Consider the following 24,863-nt stretch of genomic DNA (forward strand, 5'->3'; position numbering starts at 1 on the left):
CATCATACACTAGGGCCTGCCAACTCAGCGAGGTTATTGAGCATGACTGCCATCAAATTTACTGCACGCAAAGTCAGCGATGCCGCGACCGCTACCAGCCAGTGTGCGGTTATTCCCCTATTCAGTGACGGCAAGCAAGCCGGTGCCGCCGCGGCATTGAACAAGGCGTCGGGTGGGGCCATCAAGTCCACCCTGGATCTCGGCGATTTCAGTGGCAAAAGCCGCCAGAGCTGCCTGCTGCCCGGCGCCGCCAGGTCCAAGCGCCTGCTGCTGGTCGGCTGCGGAGACAGGAAAAAGTTCGACCGCGCCGCCGCGCGGGAATTTGCCCAGACCCTCTACAAGGCACTGAGCGCTACCACTGCCGGGGACGCCCTGCTGCACCTGGATGACATCAAGGTGCAGGATGCGGACACCGACTGGCTGCTGGAAATGCTCGCCCGCAGCCTGGTAAGCAGCAGCTACCGCTACACCGAGACGGTGGCCAAACCAAAACCTGAATTCAAACTCTCCCGTGTCGTTGTCAGTTCCGCTGCCGGCAAGGCCAGCGCCCAGAAAGCGCTCGACCAGGGCGCAGCCACCGCCAGCGGCATCAACACCGCGCGCAACCTGGCCAACCTGCCCGGCAATATCTGTACACCCACCTACCTGGCGGCACAGGCCCGCAAGCTGGGACGCGGTAACAAGAAACTCGGCGTACAGGTACTGGAAGAGAAAAAAATGCGCGAGTTGGGCATGGGCTCCCTGCTGTCGGTCACTGCCGGCACTGACCAGCCAGCCAAGCTGATCGTCATGAACTACCAGGGTGGCAAGAAAAGCGACAAGCCCTATGTGCTGGTAGGAAAGGGCATCACCTTCGACAGCGGCGGCATATCGCTCAAGCCCGGCGCCAAGATGGATGAAATGAAATTTGATATGGGCGGCGCGGCCAGTGTTTTCGGCACCCTGGATGCCGTCACTCGCATGGAACTACCGCTGAACGTGATTGCGGTGGTGGCAGCAGCGGAAAACATGCCCGGTGGTAAGGCGACCAAACCCGGAGACGTGGTCACCAGCATGTCCGGGAAAACCATTGAAGTGCTCAACACCGATGCCGAGGGTCGGCTGGTACTCTGCGACGCCCTGACCTACGTCGAGCGCTTCAAGCCCGCCGCGGTGATCGACATCGCCACCCTCACCGGCGCCTGTGTGGTCGCCCTCGGCGCCCACGCCACCGGCCTTTACGCTAACAAGGACGAACTGGCGCAACAGCTGCTGGACGCCGGTACTGAAACCCATGACCGGGCCTGGCACATGCCGTTGTGGGAGGACTACAGCAAACAACTGAAGAGTGATTTTGCCGACCTGGCCAACCTCGGCGGTCCCGGTGGCGGCAGCGTCACCGCCGCCTGTTTCCTGGCCGAGTTTGCCGGCGCCTACGACTGGGCGCACCTGGACATCGCCGGCACCGCCTGGGACAGCTCGCCCAAGGGAGCCACGGGACGCCCGGTCAGCCTGCTCACCCGCTACCTGATGGACCGCGCCAGCAAGTGACCCGGGTCGGCTTTTATGTCGTGCAGGCCGCTGCCGCAGGCCAGCGCCTGCAGGTGGCGGCACGACTGGCCGACAAGGCTTACCGGCAGGGCCACAACATTTATATCAACGCTGCCGACAAGCCCCAGGCCCAGGCACTCGATGAACTGCTGTGGGATTTTCGGCCAACCAGTTTCCTGCCCCACGCTCTCGCGGGCGAGCCCCACGCAGACCAGATTGCCATAGGCTGGGGCCAGGATCCGGGCCGGCACTCGGACCTGCTGATTAATCTGCAGCTGGATATCCCCGCGTTTTTCTCCCGTTTTGCCCGTGTCGCCGAGGTGGTCACCCAGGATGAAGCCAGCCTGGCCGCCCTGCGCAACTCCTGGCGATTCTACAAGGAACGCGGCTACCACCTGGAAAAGCACGACCTCTAGCCACCCTGCCCCGGACCCGGTTCAGCTCCTACCATGGGTTGGGTGCTTGGCGTATAATCGCGCCCCCAACGATGACACCCGGATTCAGCAACTGATGGAAAAGACGTTCCAACCCGCCGAGATCGAAACCCGCTGGTACGACGAGTGGGAGGCCAGGGGTTATTTCGCTCCCCAGGGCGGCGAGAAAGCCTACAGCATCATGATCCCGCCGCCCAATGTCACCGGCAGCCTGCACATGGGCCACGGCTTTCAGGAAGCGATAATGGACGCCCTCATACGCTATCACCGTATGGCCGGCTACAACACCCTCTGGCAAGTGGGCACGGACCACGCCGGAATCGCCACCCAGATGGTGGTGGAACGCCAGCTGGAGGCGCAAGGCATCAGCCGCCACGAACTTGGCCGGGAGAAATTCGTCGAGAAAGTCTGGGAGTGGAAGGAGCAGTCTGGAGGCACCATCACCCGACAGCTGCGCCGGTTGGGTTCATCCCTGGACTGGTCGCGTGAACGTTTTACCATGGACGAAGGTCTGTCCAATGCGGTACAGGAAGTGTTCATCCGGCTGTATCGGGAGGGACTGATCTACCGCGGCAAGCGGCTGGTGAACTGGGACCCGGTCCTGCACACCGCAATCTCAGATCTGGAAGTGATTTCGGAAGAGGAGCAGGGCCACCTGTGGCACTTCAACTACCCGCTGGCCGGCGGTGAGGGTCACCTTACCGTGGCCACCACGCGACCGGAGACCATGCTTGGCGACGCCGCCGTGGCGGTGCATCCGGAGGATGAGCGATACGCCCACCTGATCGGGCGCATGGTGGAGCTGCCGCTGACCGGCAGGGAGATCCCGGTCATCGCCGACGATTATGTGGATCGCGAGTTCGGTACCGGGTGCGTGAAAATCACCCCGGCACACGACTTCAACGACTACGAGATGGGCAAGCGTCACGGGCTGCCGATGATCAACATTCTCGACGATGACGCAGCCATCGGTGGCGAAGCGCCCGAGGCCTACCTGGGAATGGATCGTTTCGAGGCACGCAGGAAAATCGTCGCCGACCTGGACGCCCTCGGACTGCTGGAGAAGATCGAAGACCACACCCTCAAGGTGCCCCGCGGTGATCGCTCCGGGATTGTTATCGAGCCTTACCTGACCGACCAGTGGTACGTGGATGCCCGGGAGCTCGCCAAGCCCGCCATCGCAGCCGTCGAGAACGGCGATATAACATTCGTGCCCAAGCAGTGGGAAAACACCTATTTTGCCTGGATGCGCGACATTCAGGACTGGTGCATCAGTCGCCAGCTCTGGTGGGGGCACCGCATCCCCGCCTGGTATGACGACAAGGGCAATGTCTACGTGGGCGAATCGGAAGAATCGGTCCGGGCCGAGAACCACCTGGCCGACGAAATGAGCCTGCACCGTGACGAGGACGTCCTGGACACCTGGTTCTCCTCCGCCCTGTGGACCTTTTCCACCCTGGGCTGGCCGGAAGAAACCGAGGAACTGAAGATATTCCATCCGAGTTCTGTGCTGGTCACAGGGTTCGACATCATTTTCTTCTGGGTCGCCCGGATGATCATGATGACCCTGCACTTTCGCAAGGAAGTTCCCTTCCACACGGTCTACGTTCATGGCCTGGTGCGCGACGCGGAAGGACAGAAAATGTCTAAATCCAAAGGCAATGTGCTGGATCCCATAGACCTGATCGATGGCATCGAACTGGAAGAGCTGGTGCAAAAGCGCACCGCGGGTATGATGCAGCCCCAACTCGCCGCCAAGATCGAGAAAACGACGCGCAAGCAGTTTCCCGACGGTATCGCACCTTACGGTACCGACGCCCTCCGCTTCACCTACTTTTCGCTGGCTTCCACCGGGCGGGATGTAAAATTCGACATCGGCCGCATCGAGGGTTACAGGAATTTCTGCAACAAGATCTGGAACGCCGCTCGCTACGTGATGATGAACTGCGAGGGCGAGGATTGTGGCCAGGATGAAAGCCTCCCCATTGAACGCAGCCTGGCCGACCGCTGGATTGTCAGCAAACTGCAGGAAACCGAGGCCGACGTCGCCAGGGCTTTTGCCAGTTACCGCTTCGACCTTGCGTCACAGGCCCTGTACGAATTCATCTGGAACGAATACTGCGACTGGTACCTGGAACTGTCCAAACCGGTACTGTGGGACGAGAATGCCAGTCCTGAGGCCAAGCGCGGCACACGCCGCACCCTGATCCGGGTGCTGGAGACATGGTTGCGACTGCTACATCCAATGATGCCCTTCATCACCGAGGAAATCTGGCAGACGGTCGCCCCGCTGGCGGGCAAGTCAGGTGAGACGATTATGCTCCAACCCTATCCTGTGGCCGATCCCGGCGCTATGGACAGCGCTGCAAACGCAGATATAGAATGGCTCAAGGGTGTCATCGTGGGCATTCGCAATATTCGCGGGGAGATGAATATTCCCCCGGGTAAAGAGCTCACGGTGCTGATGAAGAACGGCAGTGACGAGGATCAGCGGCGACTGACAGAAAACGCGCCGTTCCTGAAAAAGCTCGCCCGGCTCAAAGAGGTGACCTGGCTGGCCGCTACGGATGAAGCTCCCGTTGCCGCGACGGCACTGGTTGGAGAGCTCGAAATCCTTGTGCCCATGGCCGGACTGATCGACAAGGATGCTGAGCTGGCCCGCCTTGCCAAAGAGGTGGACAGGCTGGAACAAGAATTAAAGCGCGTGCAGGGCAAGCTGAGTAACAGCGCCTTTGTCGACAAGGCTCCCGCGGCAGTCGTAGAAAAAGAACGGGAGAAAATGCAGGCCCAGGAACAGGCCCTGCAACAGTTACAGGAGCAGGAACGGCGTATCCGGCAAATGTAACCACCCTGGCGGGGCCAGCGGCAACGCCAACAGTAACAACGGTTTCAAGTCTGGGCCTCTCCCGCGAGAGGCGCAGCATAATAAAAGCAATACGCTAAAACCGAGGAAAGTGGTATGAGTGATCGTGTAAGCGGCACGGTAAAGTGGTTCAATAACGCCAAGGGATTTGGCTTCATCACCCGGGAAGAAGGGGACGCTGACGTCTTCGTACACTTCCGCTCCATCCAGGGCGACGGCTATCGCACCCTGAACGAAGGGCAGCAGGTGGAGTTCAACCTGGTGGAAGGTCCCAAGGGGCTGCAAGCGGAAGACGTCCACAAACTGTAGTCTGGCACCGGTCGACCAGCCCCGGTAACGACTCCTTTAACAAACACAACAGCAGGGGCGCACGACACGCTCCGGTGCTGCTGTTTTCAGTATTTTTATCCAGCCGTTACATTCGGTGATAGAATCCCCGCCGCGAGCGGGCACTGCTAAAAGAGGTATTCATGAATCTTGTTGGAAAAATCGTCATCGCCCTGCTGGTTGCCGGGGCAGCCTGGGCACTGCTTCACTTCGTCCCCGCTATTCCCACCCCAGTGGGCATACTGATTGCCACCCTGGCCACGGCCTTACTATCATCCATTTCCACTGCTCCCGTCGCCAGCACGGAGCGACAGGCACCCCGCCAGAAAACCACCTCCACGGCCGATGTCAGCGGACCGCGGGAAGAAGGTGAGGTCAAATGGTTCAACGTGTCCAAAGGCTTTGGTTTTATCACCAAAGACGATGGCGAGGAGATCTTCGTTCACTTCCGCTCGATTCGCGGAGACGGTCGCCGCGGCCTGCGCGATGGCCAGCGGGTCAGTTTTGTGGAAGCGCAGACAGAAAAAGGCCCCCAGGCCGAGGACGTCGAGCCACTCTAGGGCGTATCTACTGCCGAGCCCGGAATGGTATTCTGCCAGGCAGCGGCCAACATATCGGCCCCCTGGCGCAGTACCAGATCAGGCGTCAGCGTCGGGTCTTCCAGCGCCATTTCAACCAGACTGTAGCCGAGATCTACCGTCAACCGGGCCTGCATCAGGGTTTCCGCACTGGTCTCCTGCTGCTGTAATTCCGCCAGATATATGGCCAGTTCATCCGCCAGCAGTCGGTGCGAGTCCAACCGCAGTTCCTGTAGCGGACCGACGGCTCGCAAGGCCTGGGATATCTCCAGCCCCCCGGTCTGCTCCAGGGTCACATCATAGGTCTTGCGCAGGACTTCATAGATATGTGAGAGCAGCCGCTCTGGCTGGCTGGCGCTGTAGTAGGTCTCAACCCATTCCCGGAAAATCTCGTTCTGGCGGTCCATCAGACCTGCGCCCAGGGCATTGATTACCGCGTACTTATTGGGGAAGTAGCGGTACAGCGCCGGCACGGTGATGCCGGCGCGCTCCGCTATCAGATTGGTTGAGATACGCTCGACGCCCACCTCAACCAGTAATTCGGCGGCTGCGGCCAGGATCGCCTCATAGGTGCGCTTCGCCCGCTCCTGACGTGGACGATTTTTTTCCAGCAGTTCTACCTGCCTTCTCGATACAGTCATTGAGTCCCCTACCTGCTGTGCGCCTGTCTTGGTCCACAGTTCTTTACCGCAATCCTATCCCAGCTGATATCTTTTAACCACCGCGGCGAGGGTTGCAGGCAGGGCCCGCCGGAGCCGGAAAAACGCTAACGCTTGGCGAGCTTCCTCAGGTTGGCGGGCGTGAAGTAATCCTTGTCGAGATATGGCAGGTTATGAACCGCTTCCTGGCGATCAATGGTGATGAAGTTGCTGACGTAACCGCCGGAGGGCAGGTCCATGAATACCTGCGTATGCTTCTGGTAGCAGCTGATCTGATATTCGTAGTCTGAAAGGAAGAAGCCAACGCGCCACAGGTTACCCCTGCTATCGAAGTTTTCCGAGATCACCGGGTTCCAGCTGTCTTCCTCAATATACCAGCGACGCTTTTTGTAGGCGTGACGCTTGCCCGGGGCAAGGTCCGCCTCCACCACCCAGACCCGGCGCTTTTCGAAACGCACGTAATCCGGATTGAGGAAGTTTACCGTCAGCCGGTCGTCGAGGTCCCCTGTCCTGGAGTCATTGAACTTGAAATTGTGAAAGGGAACGTAGATTTCCTTGCGACCCAGCAGAGTATAGGTAAAGCGATCGAACGCACCGTTGAACCCCTTGTGGTCATCGATAGTCTGCATCCCGCCGGGGCCATCCGGATTGTCATAGCCGATCGCCGGCGCCTTGCGAACACGCCGGGTGCCCGGGTCGTACTGCCAGGCATTGCGCTTGTCTTTCTTGAAGTCCAGAGGGTCGGTGACAACGGTAATCTGGCCCTTGGTCCGCGGCGGTGCAAGCCGCTCGGATACGGTCCAGACAGCGTAGCTGCCGCGTTCGGCCTCAGTCACCCCGGTGTCCGGGTCGGCGGGATTGTTGTAGGGCGCCGACTGGGTAAATCTAATGGCATCGTGCGCCCGTTCCCCGTTGGCGAAGACGCCATATCCATCGTAGGAGACCTGCAGCGTATTGGTACAGCCGGAGGTGCGCATATTCCATAACACTTCCCGATCGTTCCGCGGAATCGGGAAGGCAATGCCGCCATTGTAATTCACCAGCCCCTCCCCGTCCTCGGTCAGCTCGGTATGACGTGCGTTCCAGGCCGCTTTCTTCGCCATGCGCTCCTGGTACCCGAAATCTCGATGGGTGGGGAAAACCTGGATCTCAAATTCAGGATAACGTTCAAACAGGGCGACCTGACCCTCCGACAGGTTTTCCAGGTGCGCGGGATAATTGTCAGCGGTTATGACCAGCAGAGGCTTTTCGTTCGCATAGGGGTTGGGACGGGGAGCACCAGGGCCGGCGTACTCCAGCCCCCGCGGCACGCTGGTCCACTTGGGCTCCCAGGGAGGTATTGAACCATCGGCATTACCGGCGACCTCACCGCCGAAGGGATTCAGGTCGCCACCCTCAAGCCGCGCGGCCTCTTCCTCGGGCACCTTGGCCTGCGACACTGAAACGGCCAGCAGAATAGACAGAAGGCCCGCCTTCAACGGAGTCATACGCCTGCACATTGGCTTACACCTCTTGGTTAAAACACATATTTTATGCTGAGTGACAGGTTGTCACGGTCGTCCAGGGTACGATCCGCAGGATCCTCGCCGTCCCAGTACCAGGCGTACTTCCCACTGAACTGCCAATTAGTCAGGTAGAAGGCATCAAATCCGATAGAGGCCGTTTTCAAATCTTCCACCAGGCCATTGTTGAGACCGTTGGCATTGCCGTAGCCGTCCACGTCATGCTTGAAAGTAATGGGCACGGTAACGTCCATGCCCTGGAGCACGGAGTAATACTTAAGCTGTACACGAAACTGGTAACCCCAGGCCGAATCCGTCACCGTCAGGTTGCGCTCTGGAGGCGGCGTAATGCCCAGTGGCGGACGAAGGATTTCACTCTCACCGAGATTACTGCCCTGAAAAAGAACCTCACCCAGCACCGTGATCTGTTCGGACAACCAGGGAAACGCCGTATAAATATCAGTGAACCCGCCGGCAATCTGCCAGTAATGACCACGGATCATTTTGCTGCGCTCGAAATTGCCATCATCGTTGAATTCAGACGTGACATCGACAAAGGGCATGTCGTCCGAATAAACGCCATCCATGTAGACCTGGGCCTCGCCCAGCAGGGTTGAAAAGCTGGCTCCCCACAGCGGGATATCCCCGGCGTACACTTCCCGGGTATAGGATTGCTGCGGGTCAGCCAGGTTGATGACAATTTCGGCGCCGGGAATATTGTGATGGGCATTGGCGTAGTAAATTTCCAGGTTACTGCCAGCATCCGTCAGATACCGCAGCGCAGCACCCCACTGACCACTATCATCAGGGGTATCCCGGGCGATCACCGGTGCCGCGCCCAGCGGTCCGAGTAACACTCGTTCAGCCCCGGGGCCGGTGGTGTCGCTGGTGCTGAGGAAACTGCCAACACCCGGCAGGGTTGATCGCTGCCAGTCGGTCTTGTAATACACTTCGCCGCTGAAGCTGGGGCTGAAATCCCACTTCAGGTCTACGGCCGAGGTTGGCAGGAAAATTTCACGCGTTTCAGTACCCGGCGCCAGCGCAGTGACTGCATCTATCGGGTTCTGCAGGGCGTTGATGCCGGGGTAGAAGGTCGATTCCCCCCAACTGATGACCTGCTTGCCAAAGCGCAACGCCCCGGTCTGCTCCCACAGACTGAAATTGTAGGTTATGAACGCGTCCAGCAGCCGGGTTCGGCGACCATGCTGCGCGATTGTGTCCCGGGGCAGTTCACCCGGAAACAGGGTGCCGCCTGCGGGTACCCCGTTGTTATAGCTGGGATAGGCGCGGTCGCTGAGATCGGTGCTGTTCTCGGTATAAACCCAGTCGTATAAGGCATCAGCGCGTACGAAGAAGGAAAAGTCCCGGTATTCACCGCCGACTTCGAGAATCAACTTCAGATTGTTGGACACCAGGCCCGGATCGAAATTGCTGTTACCGTCATTAAAATTCAGTGCACCTTCATCGAAGGCGATATCCACGTTACGCGACTCGGTTCGCCACTGCCAGCCGGCGCCCAGGGTGGTGTCTATGTTGAGCAACCACTCGTCCCACTGATACTGGAGGGCATGACTGGGAGGTACAAGCGCACCCAGCAGCAGTGCGGCGGCAGTACCGCGCGACAGCATTGCAGTTTTTTGTCTGACCGTCATACCGTATACCTTTGATCAGGTCATGGGGCTTTTATGTTTACAGCGCCACTCGATGCCGACAGGCAGCGTCCACCAGCGCTCGAGCACGAGGCCGTCGCCACCGGCCGCGCTGCGAAAACTATCCTGTCAAACGCTTTCGTCTGAGGCGTGTCGCCCACTATAGCGCACTGCCCCCCCTCCCTGACCTTGACCGAGATCAACTTCATATACCGCGCCGCTGCAAAGTGTTTCCCGGCAACACGGGCCCAGACCTGTAGGTTAATATGCTGGCCTCGCATTTTCGTGTTTGAGCAGACGCTATGACTACCTGTAAGCCGGCCCTGACAGCAGCCCTGATTGCGCTCGCCGCCTGCATTTCCCTGTTTCCCGGCAGGGCAGACAGCTTTGAACGTACCGAGGCCCGTGAGCCCTGCGAGGATTTCACCCCCACACGAAGGCCCATGTTCGGCGATTTGCACGTCCATTCCAGCTACTCCTTCGATAGCCACGTTTCCAACCAGCGCAACGAACCGGCCGACGCCTATCGTTTCGCCAAAGGGGAGCCAATCATCCTGCCGGATGCCGATGGTGAGCAAACCTTGCGCGCCCGGATTTCACGGCCGCTGGACTTTACCGCGGTTACCGACCACGCCGAGTTTCTTGGCCCGATCAGGCTTTGCACCGGGGATTCGTCGACGCTGGCGTACTGGTTTCCCGCCTGTGTGATGGGCCGCAGCGACTGGTTCTACGGCCGCCTGCTGGCGGCGAACTACTGGGTCACCATTGGTGTGACCGGCGACGAAAACCAGAAGTCGGAGTCTTTGGTCTGCAGACTGGGCGATTGTGACGCCGCTCACCGTCAGGCCTGGCAAGACATCCAGGAGGCCGCTGAAGCGCATTATGATCGAAGCGAAGAGTGCCGCTTCACGACCTTTATCGGCTACGAGTATACCGACGCCCCCAACCACGCGAACCTTCATCGCAACGTCATATTCCGCAACGATCAGGTCACCGACACGGCCATCTCCACCTATGACACGGGCTCGCGAAACGTACCGGAACTGTGGCGCCTGCTGCGCGCGCAATGTCTCGATGCGGACAATGACTGCGATGCCCTGTCAATCCCGCATAACTCCAACCTCAGCCGGGGGCTGATGTTCCCAGACCCGGCCAATGACCGGGAAGTCCGGGACCGGCTGGAATTCGAACCGCTGGTGGAACTGGTCCAGCACAAGGCGGCCAGCGAGTGCCGCTTCGATCGCCTGGCGGGTCGCGGCCTGGATACTGAGGACGAGCTGTGTGATTTCGAACAGGTGGTTGCCGACAACCTCGCCATGCTGGGCACGTTACACGGCGAGGTGCAAATCGAGGAAGCGAAGCCGGTGCCGCTGGCGGAATATGGCCGCCGAAATATGGTGCGCAACGTGCTGAAGGATGGACTGGCGCTGGAGCAACGCTCGGGCATCAACCCGTTTAAAATGGGCTTTATCGGCAGCACCGACACCCACAGCGCCTCCCCGGGCGGCGCCGAGGAATACAACTACACCGGCCACCTCGGTCAGCGGGATGCCGGCTACCGCAACGTTCAGGATCATTTCTTCGATAATCCTGGCGGCCTGGCAGTGGTCTGGGCCGAGGAAAATTCGCGCGACGCCATTTTCGATGGCATGCGCCGACGGGAAGCCTACGCCACCAGCGGAACCCGTCCCGTGGTGCGCTTCTTTGCCGGCAAAGACTTGCCGGATGACCTCTGCTCCGACCCGGAAATGGTGGAGAAAGCCTATGCCAGTGGCGTTCCGATGGGCGGCGAACTGGCGGCCACGGAGAACTCACCCGCCTTCCTGGTCAGTGCCGCCAAGGATCCGGGCACCTCCCGGCATCCAGGCCTTGACCTGCAGCGGGTACAAATCATCAAGGGCTGGCTGGACGCCGATGGCAGGACCCACGAGACTGTCTACGATGTGGCCGGCAACGCGGATAACAATGCCGGTGTCGACCCTGAAACCTGCGCGCCAACCGGTAGCGGACACAAAAACCTCTGCACCGTATGGCATGATCCACAGTACAATAGCGACGAGCCGGCATTTTACTATGCCAGAGTGCTGGAGAACCCCTCCTGCCGCTGGAGTACCCGGCAGTGTCAGGCTGCCGGGGTGAATCCATTTGCACACAACTGCAGCGAACAGGCCGCCCAGCAAACGGCCAAATTACAGCAGGACGGGGCCATCGGCGATGTATTCGGCCGATGCTGCCTGGACCCGGCACAGGAGCCGTTCTATGCACCCACTATTCAGGAACGGGCGTGGACATCGCCCATCTGGATCAATGCCCACAAGGAGTAAACTTGGCCAGCAAACCGCGCACCGAACGTCGTTTCCGCGGCGTGATCATGCCCACCGGATCTCACCCCGCCATTCGCAAAGTCAAACGGCAGGGCGCTGAGCCCTCTATCCACGGCAACAAGTTGTGGAAATCCAGCTGTCTGCTGATCGATTACCTGCAGAAAAATCCACCGGAGCACTGCCAGCGCGTACTCGATGTAGGTTGCGGTTGGGGGGTCTCGGGAATCTGGTGCGCCCGGACCTTCAACTCCCGGGTCACCTCGATGGACGCCGATCCGGACGTGTTTCCCTATCTGCAGGCAACCGCAGAGCTCAACGGCGTACAGACCGAGCCGCTGGTCTCGCGCTTTGAAAAGCTCACGACCAGGCAACTGTCGCAATACGACATGCTGATTGCAGCCGATATCTGCTTCTGGGATGAATTGGTCAAGCCCGTCACCAACATGGTGAACCGGGCGGTCAAAGCCGGTGTTAAACAGATACTGATTGCGGATCCCGAGCGCTCACCCTTCTTTGAAATTGCCGAGCGCTGCGCCGACAAACATTGCGCCGAGGTGGTCGAGTGGAGCACTCGCAGCCCGATCAAGGCTTCGGGCGCAATCATGGTGCTGGAAAACGCCTGAGTTCAGTCCAGGATTCTATAATGCCGGGCGATACTGGCGACGGCTTCCGGCTCACCCGTCACCCAGCGTGGCCTGAACAGCGTTGATAACAGCTTGCGCCGGAATCGGTACAGGCTGCGATCGTCGGTTCCGTCGGGGATACGGGTCTGTAATTCACTCACCCTGCCCAGGGCAGATACATCGTAGCGTGCCTCCACGGTAACAGTGGCAACATCGGGGGCGGTTTCCGCCTGCCAGAATACGCCGTTGTCGGGCAATTCCACCGGCTCGCCCAGCCACTGCTGCAGCAGTGCATCTTCGCCCGCGCCGTTCAGTATCTCCACCACCTGCCTGTAGGCGATTTCTGCCTGCCGCTTATTGCCAGTCCAGAAGGACCAGTCCGCCAAACTGAGCTGAACAGCCGCTTCCTCAACCGGACCCTGAATTGCCGCGGCTACAGCCAGTTCCTCGAGCATCCCGGCTATCCGGGCCGGCGCGGAGCGCAAGCGCAAGTCCAGCTTCTGATCCTCCAGACTCTGCACAGCCTGCAGGCTCCCCATGTACTCTCTGGAGGTAAGCAACTGTCTCTCGGAAACGGTCGGCTCTAACCGCTGCAGGAGCAGGTAGTGATTGAGCATCTGGCTATAACTGAAATCCCGGCGCCAATGGTAGGGAACGTCGGCCTGTAACTGTATGGCCTGCAAGATGTCCTCGTTCAGCTCAATCAATTCCAGCAGTCGCTTTTCGCTCGCGCCCTGGTTCAGGCGCACCGCCTCCCGTTGCCAGCGCATGTACTCCCGGGCTGCCCGCAGCCGCGCCGGAGTGAACGGGGGACGGCCATTACCGAACAGGTGGAAGTAATAATCGTAGCGCTCATCCAGTGCCTCCAGGTCGCCCGCTTGCCGGTAGGACAACAGCAGTTCGCGCAGCAGGGGAATTTGCCGCGCGCTGCCAAGCCCATCATTGATTCTCACCACATGCATGGCGCGTCGGTAGAGAGACACCGCCTGCTGGTAATCTCCCGACTGCCGATAGTGGCGTCCCAGGGAGGCCAGTGGTTCTGCGAGGCCATCGGCATAGGGTCCACCTGCCTGCTCCAGGGATTCCACCTGACGGACAAACGGCTCCACATCTTGCGGTTCAGTGGTTTTGGCAGACAGCTCAAGCCAGGCCAGGCCACCCTCGTCCCACTGGGCGCCAGTCCGGACGAAGTCCTCGCCGTAGGGCGCCGGTGCTGCCTGCAATGCCAGGCCGGGTAACGCCAGCACCAGCCCCCGGAAGAGAGCCACAGACCAACTATTCAATTTACTGCACAATCTTTGATCACCTTTCTGGTACCTGTGGGGCAACAATGATATAACGGCGCCACAATTTCGACGTTAGCTGACTGGCTCCGAAGGGGCCCGGAAACATTATGAAACAGTTAGGCATTCTAGACGCTGCTTTTATCAATCTCGAGCAAACCAACACGCCCCAGCACGTGGGTGGTCTGGGTATCTATGACCCCTCGACCGCCCCAGGGGGCTTTGTGCGCTTCAAAGATGTTATCTCCGGTTTCGAGCGACGGCTGTCCAAACAGCCGTTGTTCCGCACCCGGCTGGTTGAGGTTCCCGGCGGCCTGGACCGGCCCTACTGGGTCAAGGATGCCAACTTCGACGTGGAATTTCACCTGCGCCATATCGCCCTGCCGGAACCCGGTGACTGGCGCCAGTTGTGCATCCAGATAGCGCGCTTGCACGCGCGCCCGCTGGATATGTCCAGGCCGCTGTGGGAGGCCTATATTATCGAGGGGCTGGACAATATACCCGGACTACCCAAGGGCTGTTTCGCCATATACACCAAAATGCACCATGCCCTGGTGGATGGTGCCGGTGGCTCCTCGTTCATGGCACTGATCCACGACCTGGTGCCCGACCCGCCCGCGGTCGACGAAGATGCCGAGGAACCCCGCCTGGTGGATGTCGAACCAAGCATGGCCGAACTGCTCTCCAAAGCCTCCGTCAATGGCGTCAAGAACAGCGTCAGCCTCATTCGCGGGACGGTGAAAAACACCCTGCAACTGGGGCGGTATGCGCTGGATACGATTCGCGATGAAATTCCGGCGCCGGACATTTCCGCGCCCAAAACCATCCTCAACCAATCGGTGGGCCCTCACCGCGTATTCGACGCTGCCGAGTTTCCGCTGGACGGGTTCAAGGACATCAAGAACGCCGCAGACGTTTCCATTAATGACGTGGCCCTGGCCGTTGTCGGGGGAGCATTGCGCCGTTACCTGCTCGACAAGGGGGAAGCCCCCGAGGAGGGGTCTCTGGCTGCGGGCATACCGCTGAACATGCGCACCCGCCGGGAAGTGACTGAAGACAACAACCAGGTCGGTTCGATATTCGCCTCACTGCACACGGACATCGAAGACCCGCTGGAACGCCTGCAGGCCATTGCCCAATCCACGGCAGATGCCAAGGTGGCGGGCGAAAAGAGCCCGCTGGTCGACTCGCTGAAAATTGCCGGCGCCTTCTCGCCGTTCGTGGTCAAGACCGTGGCCGGGATCTGGTCCCGAAATCATATCTCCTCCTACCTGCCGGTGAACATCTCCACGGTAGTCACCAACGTACAGGGCCCTGATTTCGATCTTTACTGTGCCGGCGCCAGGATGGTGGACTACTATGGGCTTGGCGTATTGACCCCGGGTGTGGGGTTATTCCACGCCGTGTTCAGCTACGCAGGCAAGATCACCCTGTCGGTCCTGGCCGACCGTAACATCATGCCCGACCCGGAGTTCTATCACACCTGCCTGCTGGAAGCCTACGAAGAGCTTTATGCTGCCGCCTACAAATCCAGGCCCGGCAGCAAGAATCCCAAAGCCCAGGTTGATGCGTCACGTCGCAAACGGGTAGTGAGCCCTTCGCCCAAGGCAGCAGGCGGCACCAAAGCCGCGAAAAAAAGGACAGGCGCGAAAGCCAAACCGGCCGCGGGCACCAAAGCGAAGGCCAAAGCCAAGTCCCCGGCAAAGAAAAAAGCAGTCGCGAAGGAAAAGGCAGCGGCCGCGAAAAAGAAAGCGCCGGCCAAAAAGAAAGCGCCCGCAAAGCGCAAGGCCGCGACCAAAGCACGGCCCAAGGTGAAACCCAAACTGCAAGCGTAATCCCGTTTGGGTTAAGCCTCCTGAGCCTGCAAGCGATGACAATAGCCGCCTGGCAGTCGCTCTACCACCGGACCGGCACCTCAGGATCATAGCCAGGCGATCACCGCCTGGCCGCTGACGCCGCCACGCCAATCGCCACGTCGCGAGCGACCATAACGGACGACCATAAAAAAACCCACCATGGCGGTGGGTTTGAAAATAACTCTGCGTTGGACCTGGATGGAATGCCATCGACGTCACCGCGGAGACGGCGCGCCAACCCCGGCATCGGGGCTCATATATCGAGTTGGATCAATCGTAGGCATCACTTTGATATGTTTCCAATGTATTATTATTATGATCTTCATAAATTAGATTCATATCAGACCTATGGACACCAAAGATCTCGCCAAAATCGATCTCAACTTGTTGATTTCATTGCAAGTATTGCTTGAGGAGCGAAATGTCTCGCGGGCCGCTGAACGCCTGTTCATCACCCAGCCGGCCATGTCCAAAACCCTTTCAAGACTGCGGTCCGTGTTCGACGACCAGCTTTTTACCCGCTCCAGCCACGGCATGCAGCCCACCCCGAGGGCCCTCGAACTGGCCGGGCCACTGGCCGAGATCCTCTCCGGCATCAGCCAGCTGGTCAGCCGACAGGCCTTTGACCCGGCGGAGGTCGAAACCGAAGTTACCCTGGCGCTGTCGGAATACATTGGCGTCGCACTCCTGCCCACACTGGTGCCACGGCTGCAGGCCCAGGCACCCAGGCTTCACTTGCGGGTGGTTACCCGGGTCGAGAACCAGCGCGAGCAACTGGCCCTGGGCAACCTGGATTTCGCCATTCACTTTCGCCAGCAACACTATGGGCCGGAGTTTCGTATCGCTGACCTGGGCGGCAGCCCGCCCGTCCTGCTATTGCGCGAGGACCATCCCCTGAGCGGGAGGGATATCTCGATCGCCGCGTTGGCCGAGTATCCGGTAATCCGGCTTTATGTCTCGGACCGGGAACAGCTGGACGCGCAAACCGGCGAGGACCTGTTCGAATACCTGGGCGGCGGCGCCCGCGGTTCCCTGGAAATCTCCCACCTGATGACCGCCATGGAAGTCCTGCGCAGCAGTGATTACATCATGCCGGGTCCTGCGTTCCTGTTACAGAACGAGAGCATCAGCCAGGGCATTACCGCACGGACGGTGCCAGGCAGCGCCGACATGAGCGCGGATTATGTGCTGGTAGCACACCAACGGACCGAAAACTCTCCGCTGCACAACTGGCTATGGGAGCAGATCACCTGTACTATCCGCGAGCTGCGCCCGACCCAGCCCCGCAAGCTGCGCCAGCGTGTTGCGGCGGGGGCCGCAGAGCACAGGTAACAGAGGCCAAACAGGCGATCCATGAGCAAGAAAAAACGGCGGGAAATCCCCCGCTTTCAAACCCCCATTATCGAGACGCACTGTCACCTGGACTATTTACAGGGCGACGAACTGGAAACCGTGCTGGCCAAATCCCGGGAGGTCGGGATAGAGAAAATCATTACCATCGCGGTCTCACCCGGCAACCTGGACACCGTCAGGGCGCTCGCCAACCAAGGTGATGACATCTGGGGCACCCAGGGCGTTCATCCCCACGAGGCGGCATCCTACAGCGATGACGTTGACGCCAGGATCCGTCAATCCCTTGAGGAAGATCCGCGATTGCTGGCGGTGGGTGAAATCGGCCTCGACTACTTTTACGACCACGCCGACCGCGGGACCCAGCGACGGGTTTTCGAGCAGCAACTGCAGATTGCCGTGGACCTGCAGCTGCCGGTCGTCATCCACACCCGTGAGGCTGACGACGATACCCGGGCGATACTCGCCAATTTCAGCGGCAAACTACCCCGCGGAGGCGTCATCCACAGTTTTACCTCGGGCATGGCCCTGGCCCAATACTGCCTGAGCGAAGGTTTTATGCTGGGCTTTAACGGAATCGCCACCTTTAACCGGGCGGACAACGTGCGTGAGGTGATCGCCACGACACCGCTCACCCAGACCCTGCTTGAAACCGACGCGCCCTACCTGACGCCGGTGCCCTACCGCGGCCGACCCAATGCTTCCTACTATCTGCCGTTTATTGCCGAGCAGGTCGCCGCAACCATGCAGCTGGAGGTGGAAGAACTGTTGCGACAGGTCTACCGTAATAGCCAGGCTTTATTTTTCAGGGACGCTTGATGGAATACCTCGTTGGCCAGCGCTGGGTGAGTCACGCTGATGCGCAGTTAGGACTGGGGGTGGTGGTGGAAATCGAACCCCGTCGCATCACCCTCAGTTTTCCCGCCGTCGGCGAAGAGCGCACCTACGCAATCGATAGTGCGCCCCTCACCCGCCTCAGGTTCAAGATTGGCGACCATATCAGCACGGTGGACGGTGTCGAACTGCTGGTCACCGACATCGAGGAACACCATGGCCTGCTGATGTATACCGGTACCGACCACCACGAGGCTTCAGTCACAGTATCCGAACTGGAACTGGATGCCTTTGTCCAGCTGACCACACCCCAGCAGCGTCTGCTCAACGGCCACTTTGACAAAAACGAGGATTTTGCCCTACGGGTGGCCACCCTGGAACACGCCAGTCGCCTGCAGGGCAGCCCTGCTCGCGGCCTGATGGGCTCGCGCACCAGCCTGTTGCACCACCAGCTCTACATCGCCAATGAAGTCGGGCAACGCTTTGCGCCCCGGGTGTTGCTGGCGGACGAGGTCGGCCTCGGCAAGACCATTGAAGCGGGCATGATCATCCATCAGCAGTTGCTCACCGGCCGGGCCAGTCGTGTCCTGATACTGGTACCGCCCAGCCTGCTGCACCAGTGGCTGGTGGAGATGCTGCGTCGCTTCAACCTGCACTTTTCCCTGTTCGACGCCGACCGGCTGGCAGAGATGCCAGATGGCAACCCCTTTGAGGCGGAACAGCTGGTGCTCTGCAGTCGGGAACTGTTCGAGGGGCGCCAGGAGCTGCAACAGCTGGCACTGGCTGCAGGCTGGGACCTGGTGGTGATCGACGAAGCACACCACCTGCACTGGTCGGAGGATGCAGTGGGTGAGGATTACCGTTTTGTTGAGTCCCTGTCCGCCTGCAGCGCGGGTCTGCTGCTGCTCACCGCCACCCCGGAACAAATCGGCCAGGCCAGCCACTTTGCCCGGCTCAGGTTGCTGGATCCGTCACGTTTCCACGACCTGGCAACCTTCAAGGCGGAAGAACAGCAATACCGGGCCCTCAGTGCCATGGCTGACAGCCTGGAACGGGGCAAGATTCCCGCCGAACTACCCGCCGACCTGGACCCCAACGACCCGCCGGAGGAACTGATTGAGCAGTTGCTGGACCGCCACGGGACAGGCCGTGTGTTGTTTCGCAACACCCGGGACGCGGTAGCCGGATTTCCGCAGCGCATCCTGCATCGCTACCCCCTGCCCCAGCCCGAACCCTACGCCCTGGCCCAGGTGGATCTGGCAGAGCGCCTGCATCCGGAACTGCCCTACGTGGATGACAGCTGGCTCGATTTCGACCCCCGGGTGGAATGGCTGGAGCGAACCCTGAAAACCCTGCGCCCCGCCAAGGTGCTGGTCATCTGCGCCCACGCCGCTACCGCTGTCGCCCTGGAACACCATCTGCACATGCGCGCGGGAATACGATCCGCAGCTTTCTATGAGGGTTTGTCCATCATCGAGCGGGATCGGGCCGCTGCCTACTTCGCGGACGAGACCGGCGGCGCCCAGACCCTGGTGTGCTCGGAAATCGGCAGCGAGGGCCGCAACTTCCAGTTTGCCCATCACCTGATCCTGTTCGACCTGCCCCTCAACCCGGACCTGCTGGAACAGCGCATAGGCCGCCTGGACCGTATCGGCCAACAGCAGGATGTGGAAATCCACGTGCCCTACCTGGAGGACAGCGCCCAGGAGACACTGCTGGACTGGTACGACCGGGGCCTGGACCTGTTCCGCGACTCCTGCTCGGCGGGCTACATGATTTTCCAGAACTTTCGCGAGCGCCTGCTGCCGGAGCTGGAACAGCGGACCGAACAATTCGAAACCCTGCTGACCGATTCTGCCGAATTCACCCTGCGTACCCGTGACGAGCTGCGCGAGGGCCGGGATCGGCTGCTGGAACGCAACTCCTGCAAGCGGGAAGTCGCCGATAAACTGGTAGAGGAAATCCGTTCGCTGGAGTCCGGCGAAACTCTGGAGCACTATCTCGAGGCCCTGTGTGACGCTTTCGGCGTGGACCAGGAATTTCATTCCGAGCACACGCTGATCCTCAGGCCTTCGGAACATATGCTGACCGGGCACTTCCCCGGAGTTTCGGAAGAAGGCACGACCGTGACCTTTGAGCGGGAAAAAGGCCTCAGCCGCGAAGACATGGAATTCATCACCTGGGAGCACCCCATGATCCAGGAGGCCATGGACATGGTGCTCTCAACGGAGCTCGGCAATGCAGCCCTGGGAACCCTCAAGCTCAAGGGTGTACCTCCTGGCACCATGCTGCTCGAAGCCCTGTATACGGTCAACTGCGTGGCTCCGCGGGCGCTTCAGGTCGAACGCTTCCTGCCGCTGTCACCCATCCGCCTGCTGGTGGATGCGCGCGGTAAGCAACTGGCAGACCTGGTTCCCCACGCCCGCCTCAACAGCCTGGTGGAACGGGTTAAAAAACCGACCGCGCTGGCGATCATCAAACAGGTGCACCAGGAGGTTGATGCCAAGATGGCCATCGCCAACCAGCAGGCCGAGGCCAGGCTGGAAGAAATCCTGACTGCGGCTGAACAGGACATGCGCAATGACCTGGGCGCGGAGCTCAGCCGTCTGGAGGCATTGCGGGAACTCAACCCTGCGATCCGCGAGGAAGAACTGGAACACCTGCGCTACCGCATCGAGGAATGCGCGATCCATATCCAGCACGCCAATCTGCAGTTACAGGCCCTGCGCTTGATCATCACCACCTGAGCGAGGCGCAATCGGGGCAGCGGGTCAGATCGGCAGGGGAATAAAGACCGAGCCGGCGGTGTGGACCGCCTTGGTCAGCCGGCGGTCATCAGCATCACCGGCAATTCGCGCCATCATTTCCTGCAACACGATGAGTTTGCCAAACAAACGCTCGAAGCTGAGGTTGTCGGTCACTCCGCGATATTCGCTGGTGACCAGCCAAGGATCGCCGTTGACCCTGCGGTTATTGCGCAATTTCCAGGCCAGCACTTCCACATTGTGGGCGCTGGCCCACAGCGGCTCTGGCCGCAGCGAGTCGAACAGGAAAGACTCCTCGTTGTAACCATAGGCGTGACGCAGCATTCCCCCCAGGCCCACCACCAGGGCGAATACCCGGTCGCCGTCGAAGTGCGGGTTGAAGACAAGTTCCAGGGCATCGGTTTCCTGCCTGCCGGCCAGCTCGACAAAATCCAGCTGTCCGCTGGCAGCCCGCAACTGAGCCAGCCGCCCCTCAATTGTCATGCCGGGGATCTTGGACAACTCCGCAGGGTTGCGTCGGTACAACTTCACGGTGAGTTCCCGCACCAGCCGCCGGGTTTCATCGATAAACTCGTCGGTGACCAGATCCACATCGGACTTGGCCAGATTCTTCAGCTCATAACCGCCACAGCCAGCGAGCAACGAACACAGCAGAAGACAACAAAGGTAACGCATGGCAACAGTCTAACCAATTAACCGAGATGGTCGCCAGATGACGGTCATCGCCGGATATTAAGCTGTGCTTCCAGCTGTATCTCGCGCCCCACCTGTTCACCGATGATGCGCTTTAGCTCGTCGATATGCCGGTTTTCCAGCCGCTCCGCGGAACTGACCACCACTGACACCAGCGGTGGCTCATCCAGGGCGACCCTGACGGTGGATACCTGCACACGCTGGTCCAGCAGCCGCAGTTCGCCCGCCGGAACCCGCTCCTCCAACCTGCCCTGTTCCACCAGATGATCGTAGGCAATGTAAAGCGGAATACTGATCACCGCCAGCGGCAACAGTGAAATAAGCAGACCCTTGCGAGCCCGGGTTAGCGGGGCGAAGCCCAGTACCAGGAAAGTCGCACTCGCCGCCAGGGAAATACCCACCAGGTTGGTGGTCAACAGTAGCAGCGCGCCCCGCGCCATGGGCCAGTCGCCCCATCCCAGGCCTATGCCGGCAACGCTCAGCGGCGGCACCAGGGCAACGGCAATGGCAACGCCCGCCAGGCTCTTGGCGATTTCCTCCTTGGCGTGGGCGTAGGCGCCGGCTATGCCGGATATCACCGCAATGTAAAGATCCAGCAGCGTCGGCGACATCCGCGAACGCATTTCCTCCGTAGCGATATCAAAAGGCATCACCCATGCCAGCAACACTGCACAACCCAGTCCCCAGGCAATCCCGATAGTCAGGGTTTTCAGTGATCCACGAATGAGGCCAGCATGGGAGCGCGCCAGCCCCATTGAAAAGGAGATAATAGGCGCCATCAGCGGGGCCAGGATCATGGCGCCAATGATCACCGGGGCGGAGTTGGCGTACAGACCGGCCAGGGACAGCATCACTGACAGCACCATGAGCACCTGGAAAGACGACGATGCACGAGCGTTGTCCCGCAAGGCCACAAACAGGTCCCGGTATTCATCCTCAGTGGCGTGGTTAAACAGGGGCAGGTGTTTTCCGCTCATGGCGGTGGCTGCATCGTTCACCGGTACATGATTGAGGCGTACGGTTTCCTTGGTACTCACGCTGGTTGTTGCTGTGCCCTGCAAGGCCGGCCCCGGAAGCAGCGACAGGGCCTGGGCCTTGACCTCGAGCTCCAGCGCCTGGGCATATACCGGCTTGTTGTCCAACAGGTACTCGAAGCCGCCAGCAGCCTCAAGATGCAGGTGTTCACTCTGGACGAGAGCCAGGGATTCGGGTAGCCGGGAAAGGCTTATCTTGCCCGGCAGCAACAAACGAAACACAAACCAGAGATAGCCGAGAATACTGCGTGGAGCCGTGGCCAGCAGCGAGACACGGCCATCGGCAATGCTGAGGTTGTCATCAAAACGGCGACTGACCAGAGAGCTGCGGGTATGCGCTACCGCGACCATGCCCAGCGCGGCGAAATCCACCGTCTGCTCCTTGGCGGTAACCAGCCGGAAACTGCGCAGGCTGAGTTTCCCGAGTCCGCGCAGCGCCCCCCGAAACAGGCTCCAGTTGGTGGAGCGTCGATTGATGTCCTGCGGCCTGAGGCTGAGGACCGAGCCAATCACCACAGAAGAAAAAACCAGCTCGCCGTTGCAACTCAGGGCGTCCGCGGCCACCGGTTCAATGTCGCGGTAGTGCGCCGCCAACTGCCCGGGCTCGCCCTTTACCCCGAGCGCGGTACAGGCTTCCCTGGCTTCGGGGTGAGCCAGCAGGCCAATTCGCCACTGGCGCTCGACACCCAGGGGCGCAAGATCTCTTACCTGCTCATCACCCAACCACAAAAGCACGCGCGCCCCGGAATCGACACTCTCCCGATCAGCGTAGGGTACCAGAGTGATCTCATTGCTCTGCAGCCATTCGGCGGCGCGCTCCGGATCAAAGGTGGAGTCGTGCACCAGGTAACAGGGTTCCCGGGTAGTCAAGCGATCGACTCCAGCAGGGCAGCAATGGTGCGCTGCAGGCGCTGCAGGTCACGCGGTCGCGACAGGCGATGATCACCGTCCTTCACCAGCTGTATCTCCACGTCCTCGCTGGCCAGCTTCTCCGCCAGCAGCAGGGACCGTTCCCAGGGCACATCGTCATCACGCTGCCCGTGCAACAGCCGCACCGGTTGGGCAATGGCAATTCGATCCTGCTGTAGCAGACAATGCTGGCTGCCCTCCTCCAACAAAGCCTTGGCGATGTGATAGGGCTCGCCGTCGTCATAGCAGTTGTCAATGGCGCAAAAGCCCGAGAGTTCCAACTGTAACAGCTGCTCCGGTGACAGCCTGCCGCTGGCCAGGGCCTCGGTGAAGTCCGGCGCCGCCGCAATACCGACCAGGCCACACACCCGGTCGGGCCGCGCAAGGGCCAGGTGCAGCATGAGCCACCCCCCCATGGATGAGCCAACCAGCAGTTGTGGCCCGCTTGTCACCTCGTCCAGTATTGCCTGCGCGTCGTTGATCCAGCGCCCGATTGTGCCGTCCTCAAACCGCCCGCTGGATTCACCGTGCCCCTGGTAGTCGAACCGGGTGTACTGCCTGCCCATACCCTGACACCAGGCTTCCAGCGCCAATGCCTTGTCGCCCTGCATGTTGGAGTTGAAGCCACTCAGAAAAAGAATCCCCGGGCCATCCCCCTCGAGGTGATGATAGGCAAGATACTCCCCACCCTCCCGCTGAAGATTCATGCCAACTGCCTGTTGTGCCAGTACGCCAGACCCTGGGCGTTCAACTGTGCGTCATGGCGGAACCGTTCTCGCAGTTCGGCGACCTCCATGCCGGGGTTCAGTGCGCTGAAACATTCGAGGGAATAGTCGATAATGGCCTCCTCAAGCTGTGGTACCTGTCCGCCGTGTTCTGCGGCAAGGACGACATAGTGATCGATCTGCTCCTGCAGAGACTGCCGCAATCTGTCGCTATATGCCAGTTCACTGTAGTGAGTGAGGAAAATACGCTCCGGGGAAGCGGCGGCCAACAGATCAATGGACTTCTTTAAAGCCTCGGGGCGAAACTGGCTGGGTGTGGTGGTAGGCATACAATAGTCAGCCCTGGCGGTGCGGAACCACTGGTAGGAGAGTCCGAACACGTCACCACTGAACCAGCCGCGACTGACCTTGTCCCACACACACAGATGATGATCGGCATGACCGGGCGTGTGCCGCAACACCAGTTCCCTGCCGCCCAGGTCCAGGGGATGACCGTCTTCGGCGGCGATGACCCGCCCCTCCGGCACCGGGACTATATCGCCGTACAGGCGGTCGAAACGGGCCTCGCCGAAAACCTGGCGCGATGCCGACACCAGCTTTTGCGGGTCTATCAGGTGACGTGCGCCCCGCGGATGCACCACCAGCTTCGCCTCCGGGAAGTGCTGCATCATCAGCCCTGCACCTCCGGCGTGATCGAGGTGCACGTGTGTCGGGATGACATAGCGCACACGCCCCGGAGAAATTTCACGGTCCTGTAACAGGCGCAACAGGGGCGGCAGACCATGAACTGTGCCGGTGTCTATCACCGCGCACTCCGTCCCTGCTTGCAACAGGTAAAAGCTGGCGGTGCCCGGTTCAATATAACCGGCGTCTATGCGGGTAATGCCGAAGCCCAGAGACTCTGTGACTGGCGGCTCCATGTGCT

19 protein-coding genes are annotated in these 24,863 nt (G+C 60.2%); 11 read left to right on the top strand and 8 right to left on the bottom strand.

The features are described 5' to 3' along the window. Positions 1–42 precede the first annotated feature (42 nt). From E2F43_RS17075 to E2F43_RS19620, 5 genes are all read left to right on the top strand, one after another. Complete coding sequence (locus tag E2F43_RS17075) at positions 43–1,530, top strand: leucyl aminopeptidase (RefSeq protein ID WP_133214929.1); 1,488 nt, start codon at positions 43–45, stop codon at positions 1,528–1,530. Beyond that, positions 1,527–1,946, top strand: a complete 420-nt coding sequence (locus E2F43_RS17080) for a DNA polymerase III subunit chi (protein ID WP_133214931.1) — start codon at positions 1,527–1,529, stop codon at positions 1,944–1,946. The genes E2F43_RS17075 and E2F43_RS17080 overlap by 4 nt, the downstream gene beginning before the upstream one ends. Positions 1,947–2,040: 94 nt before the next feature. Next, on the top strand, positions 2,041–4,809 hold the full coding sequence (locus E2F43_RS17085) for a valine--tRNA ligase (RefSeq protein ID WP_133214933.1): 2,769 nt from the start codon (positions 2,041–2,043) through the stop codon (positions 4,807–4,809). Between the two features lie 114 nt (positions 4,810–4,923). Further along, entirely contained in the window at positions 4,924–5,136 is a 213-nt protein-coding gene (locus tag E2F43_RS17090; protein WP_133214935.1) for a cold-shock protein, read from the top strand. 161 nt (positions 5,137–5,297) lie between these two features. Continuing rightward, the gene (locus E2F43_RS19620) at positions 5,298–5,714 is read left to right on the top strand and encodes a cold-shock protein (protein ID WP_133214937.1); all 417 of its coding nucleotides are present in this window, start codon (positions 5,298–5,300) and stop codon (positions 5,712–5,714) included. Here E2F43_RS19620 and E2F43_RS17100 read toward each other — a convergent pair. From E2F43_RS17100 to E2F43_RS17110, 3 genes are all read right to left on the bottom strand, one after another. Continuing rightward, positions 5,711–6,373 carry a TetR/AcrR family transcriptional regulator gene (locus tag E2F43_RS17100; RefSeq protein WP_133214939.1) on the bottom strand — a complete coding sequence of 221 codons (663 nt, stop codon included), beginning with the start codon at positions 6,371–6,373 and terminating at the stop codon, positions 5,711–5,713. The two genes, E2F43_RS19620 and E2F43_RS17100, sit on opposite strands and share 4 nt — an antisense overlap. A 125-nt stretch (positions 6,374–6,498) precedes the next feature. Further along, a complete protein-coding gene (locus E2F43_RS17105; protein WP_165954373.1) occupies positions 6,499–7,878 on the bottom strand; it encodes a DUF1329 domain-containing protein in 1,380 nt (459 codons plus the stop codon). A 29-nt stretch (positions 7,879–7,907) separates the two neighbouring features. Beyond that, positions 7,908–9,545, bottom strand: coding sequence for a DUF1302 domain-containing protein (locus E2F43_RS17110; RefSeq protein WP_133214943.1), 1,638 nt, complete (start codon positions 9,543–9,545; stop codon positions 7,908–7,910). Between the two features lie 299 nt (positions 9,546–9,844). Between E2F43_RS17110 and E2F43_RS17115 the strand changes: the two genes are divergently transcribed. Together E2F43_RS17115 and E2F43_RS17120 are read left to right on the top strand one after the other, a co-directional pair. After that, on the top strand, positions 9,845–11,866 hold the full coding sequence (locus tag E2F43_RS17115) for a DUF3604 domain-containing protein (RefSeq protein WP_238946993.1): 2,022 nt from the start codon (positions 9,845–9,847) through the stop codon (positions 11,864–11,866). Positions 11,867–11,868: 2 nt separating this feature from the next. Further along, a complete protein-coding gene (locus tag E2F43_RS17120; RefSeq protein WP_238946994.1) occupies positions 11,869–12,489 on the top strand; it encodes a class I SAM-dependent methyltransferase in 621 nt (206 codons plus the stop codon). A gap of 2 nt (positions 12,490–12,491) precedes the next feature. Here the strand turns inward: E2F43_RS17120 and E2F43_RS17125 are convergent, their stop codons facing one another. Next, positions 12,492–13,772: a tetratricopeptide repeat protein gene (locus E2F43_RS17125; RefSeq protein ID WP_133214945.1), complete on the bottom strand. Its 1,281-nt coding sequence runs from the start codon at positions 13,770–13,772 to the stop codon at positions 12,492–12,494. 110 nt (positions 13,773–13,882) lie between these two features. Between E2F43_RS17125 and E2F43_RS17130 the strand changes: the two genes are divergently transcribed. From E2F43_RS17130 to rapA, 4 genes are all read left to right on the top strand, one after another. Next, positions 13,883–15,607 carry a WS/DGAT/MGAT family O-acyltransferase gene (locus E2F43_RS17130; RefSeq protein WP_133214947.1) on the top strand — a complete coding sequence of 575 codons (1,725 nt, stop codon included), beginning with the start codon at positions 13,883–13,885 and terminating at the stop codon, positions 15,605–15,607. 369 nt (positions 15,608–15,976) lie between these two features. Beyond that, on the top strand, positions 15,977–16,960 hold the full coding sequence (locus E2F43_RS17135) for a LysR family transcriptional regulator (RefSeq protein WP_133214949.1): 984 nt from the start codon (positions 15,977–15,979) through the stop codon (positions 16,958–16,960). A gap of 21 nt (positions 16,961–16,981) precedes the next feature. Next, the gene (locus E2F43_RS17140) at positions 16,982–17,797 is read left to right on the top strand and encodes a TatD family hydrolase (protein ID WP_133214951.1); all 816 of its coding nucleotides are present in this window, start codon (positions 16,982–16,984) and stop codon (positions 17,795–17,797) included. Continuing rightward, positions 17,797–20,559, top strand: coding sequence for an RNA polymerase-associated protein RapA (gene rapA, locus E2F43_RS17145; protein WP_133214953.1), 2,763 nt, complete (start codon positions 17,797–17,799; stop codon positions 20,557–20,559). The genes E2F43_RS17140 and rapA overlap by 1 nt, the downstream gene beginning before the upstream one ends. A 24-nt stretch (positions 20,560–20,583) precedes the next feature. Here rapA and E2F43_RS17150 read toward each other — a convergent pair whose 3' ends face one another. From E2F43_RS17150 to E2F43_RS17165, 4 genes are read right to left on the bottom strand one after another with little or no spacing between them, the layout of a single operon-like run. Further along, positions 20,584–21,252 (bottom strand): hypothetical protein, encoded by a 669-nt coding sequence (locus E2F43_RS17150; protein WP_238946995.1) that lies wholly within the window; start codon positions 21,250–21,252, stop codon positions 20,584–20,586. Between the two features lie 44 nt (positions 21,253–21,296). Further along, positions 21,297–23,174: a TIGR00341 family protein gene (locus E2F43_RS17155; protein ID WP_133214955.1), complete on the bottom strand. Its 1,878-nt coding sequence runs from the start codon at positions 23,172–23,174 to the stop codon at positions 21,297–21,299. Beyond that, complete coding sequence (locus E2F43_RS17160) at positions 23,171–23,920, bottom strand: alpha/beta hydrolase (protein ID WP_133214957.1); 750 nt, start codon at positions 23,918–23,920, stop codon at positions 23,171–23,173. The genes E2F43_RS17155 and E2F43_RS17160 overlap by 4 nt, the downstream gene beginning before the upstream one ends. Further along, positions 23,917–24,858 carry an MBL fold metallo-hydrolase gene (locus E2F43_RS17165; RefSeq protein WP_133214959.1) on the bottom strand — a complete coding sequence of 314 codons (942 nt, stop codon included), beginning with the start codon at positions 24,856–24,858 and terminating at the stop codon, positions 23,917–23,919. The genes E2F43_RS17160 and E2F43_RS17165 overlap by 4 nt, the downstream gene beginning before the upstream one ends. Positions 24,859–24,863 lie beyond the last annotated feature (5 nt).

The organism is Seongchinamella unica, assembly GCF_004354085.1.
GTDB lineage: Bacteria > Pseudomonadota > Gammaproteobacteria > Pseudomonadales > Halieaceae > Halioglobus > Halioglobus unicus.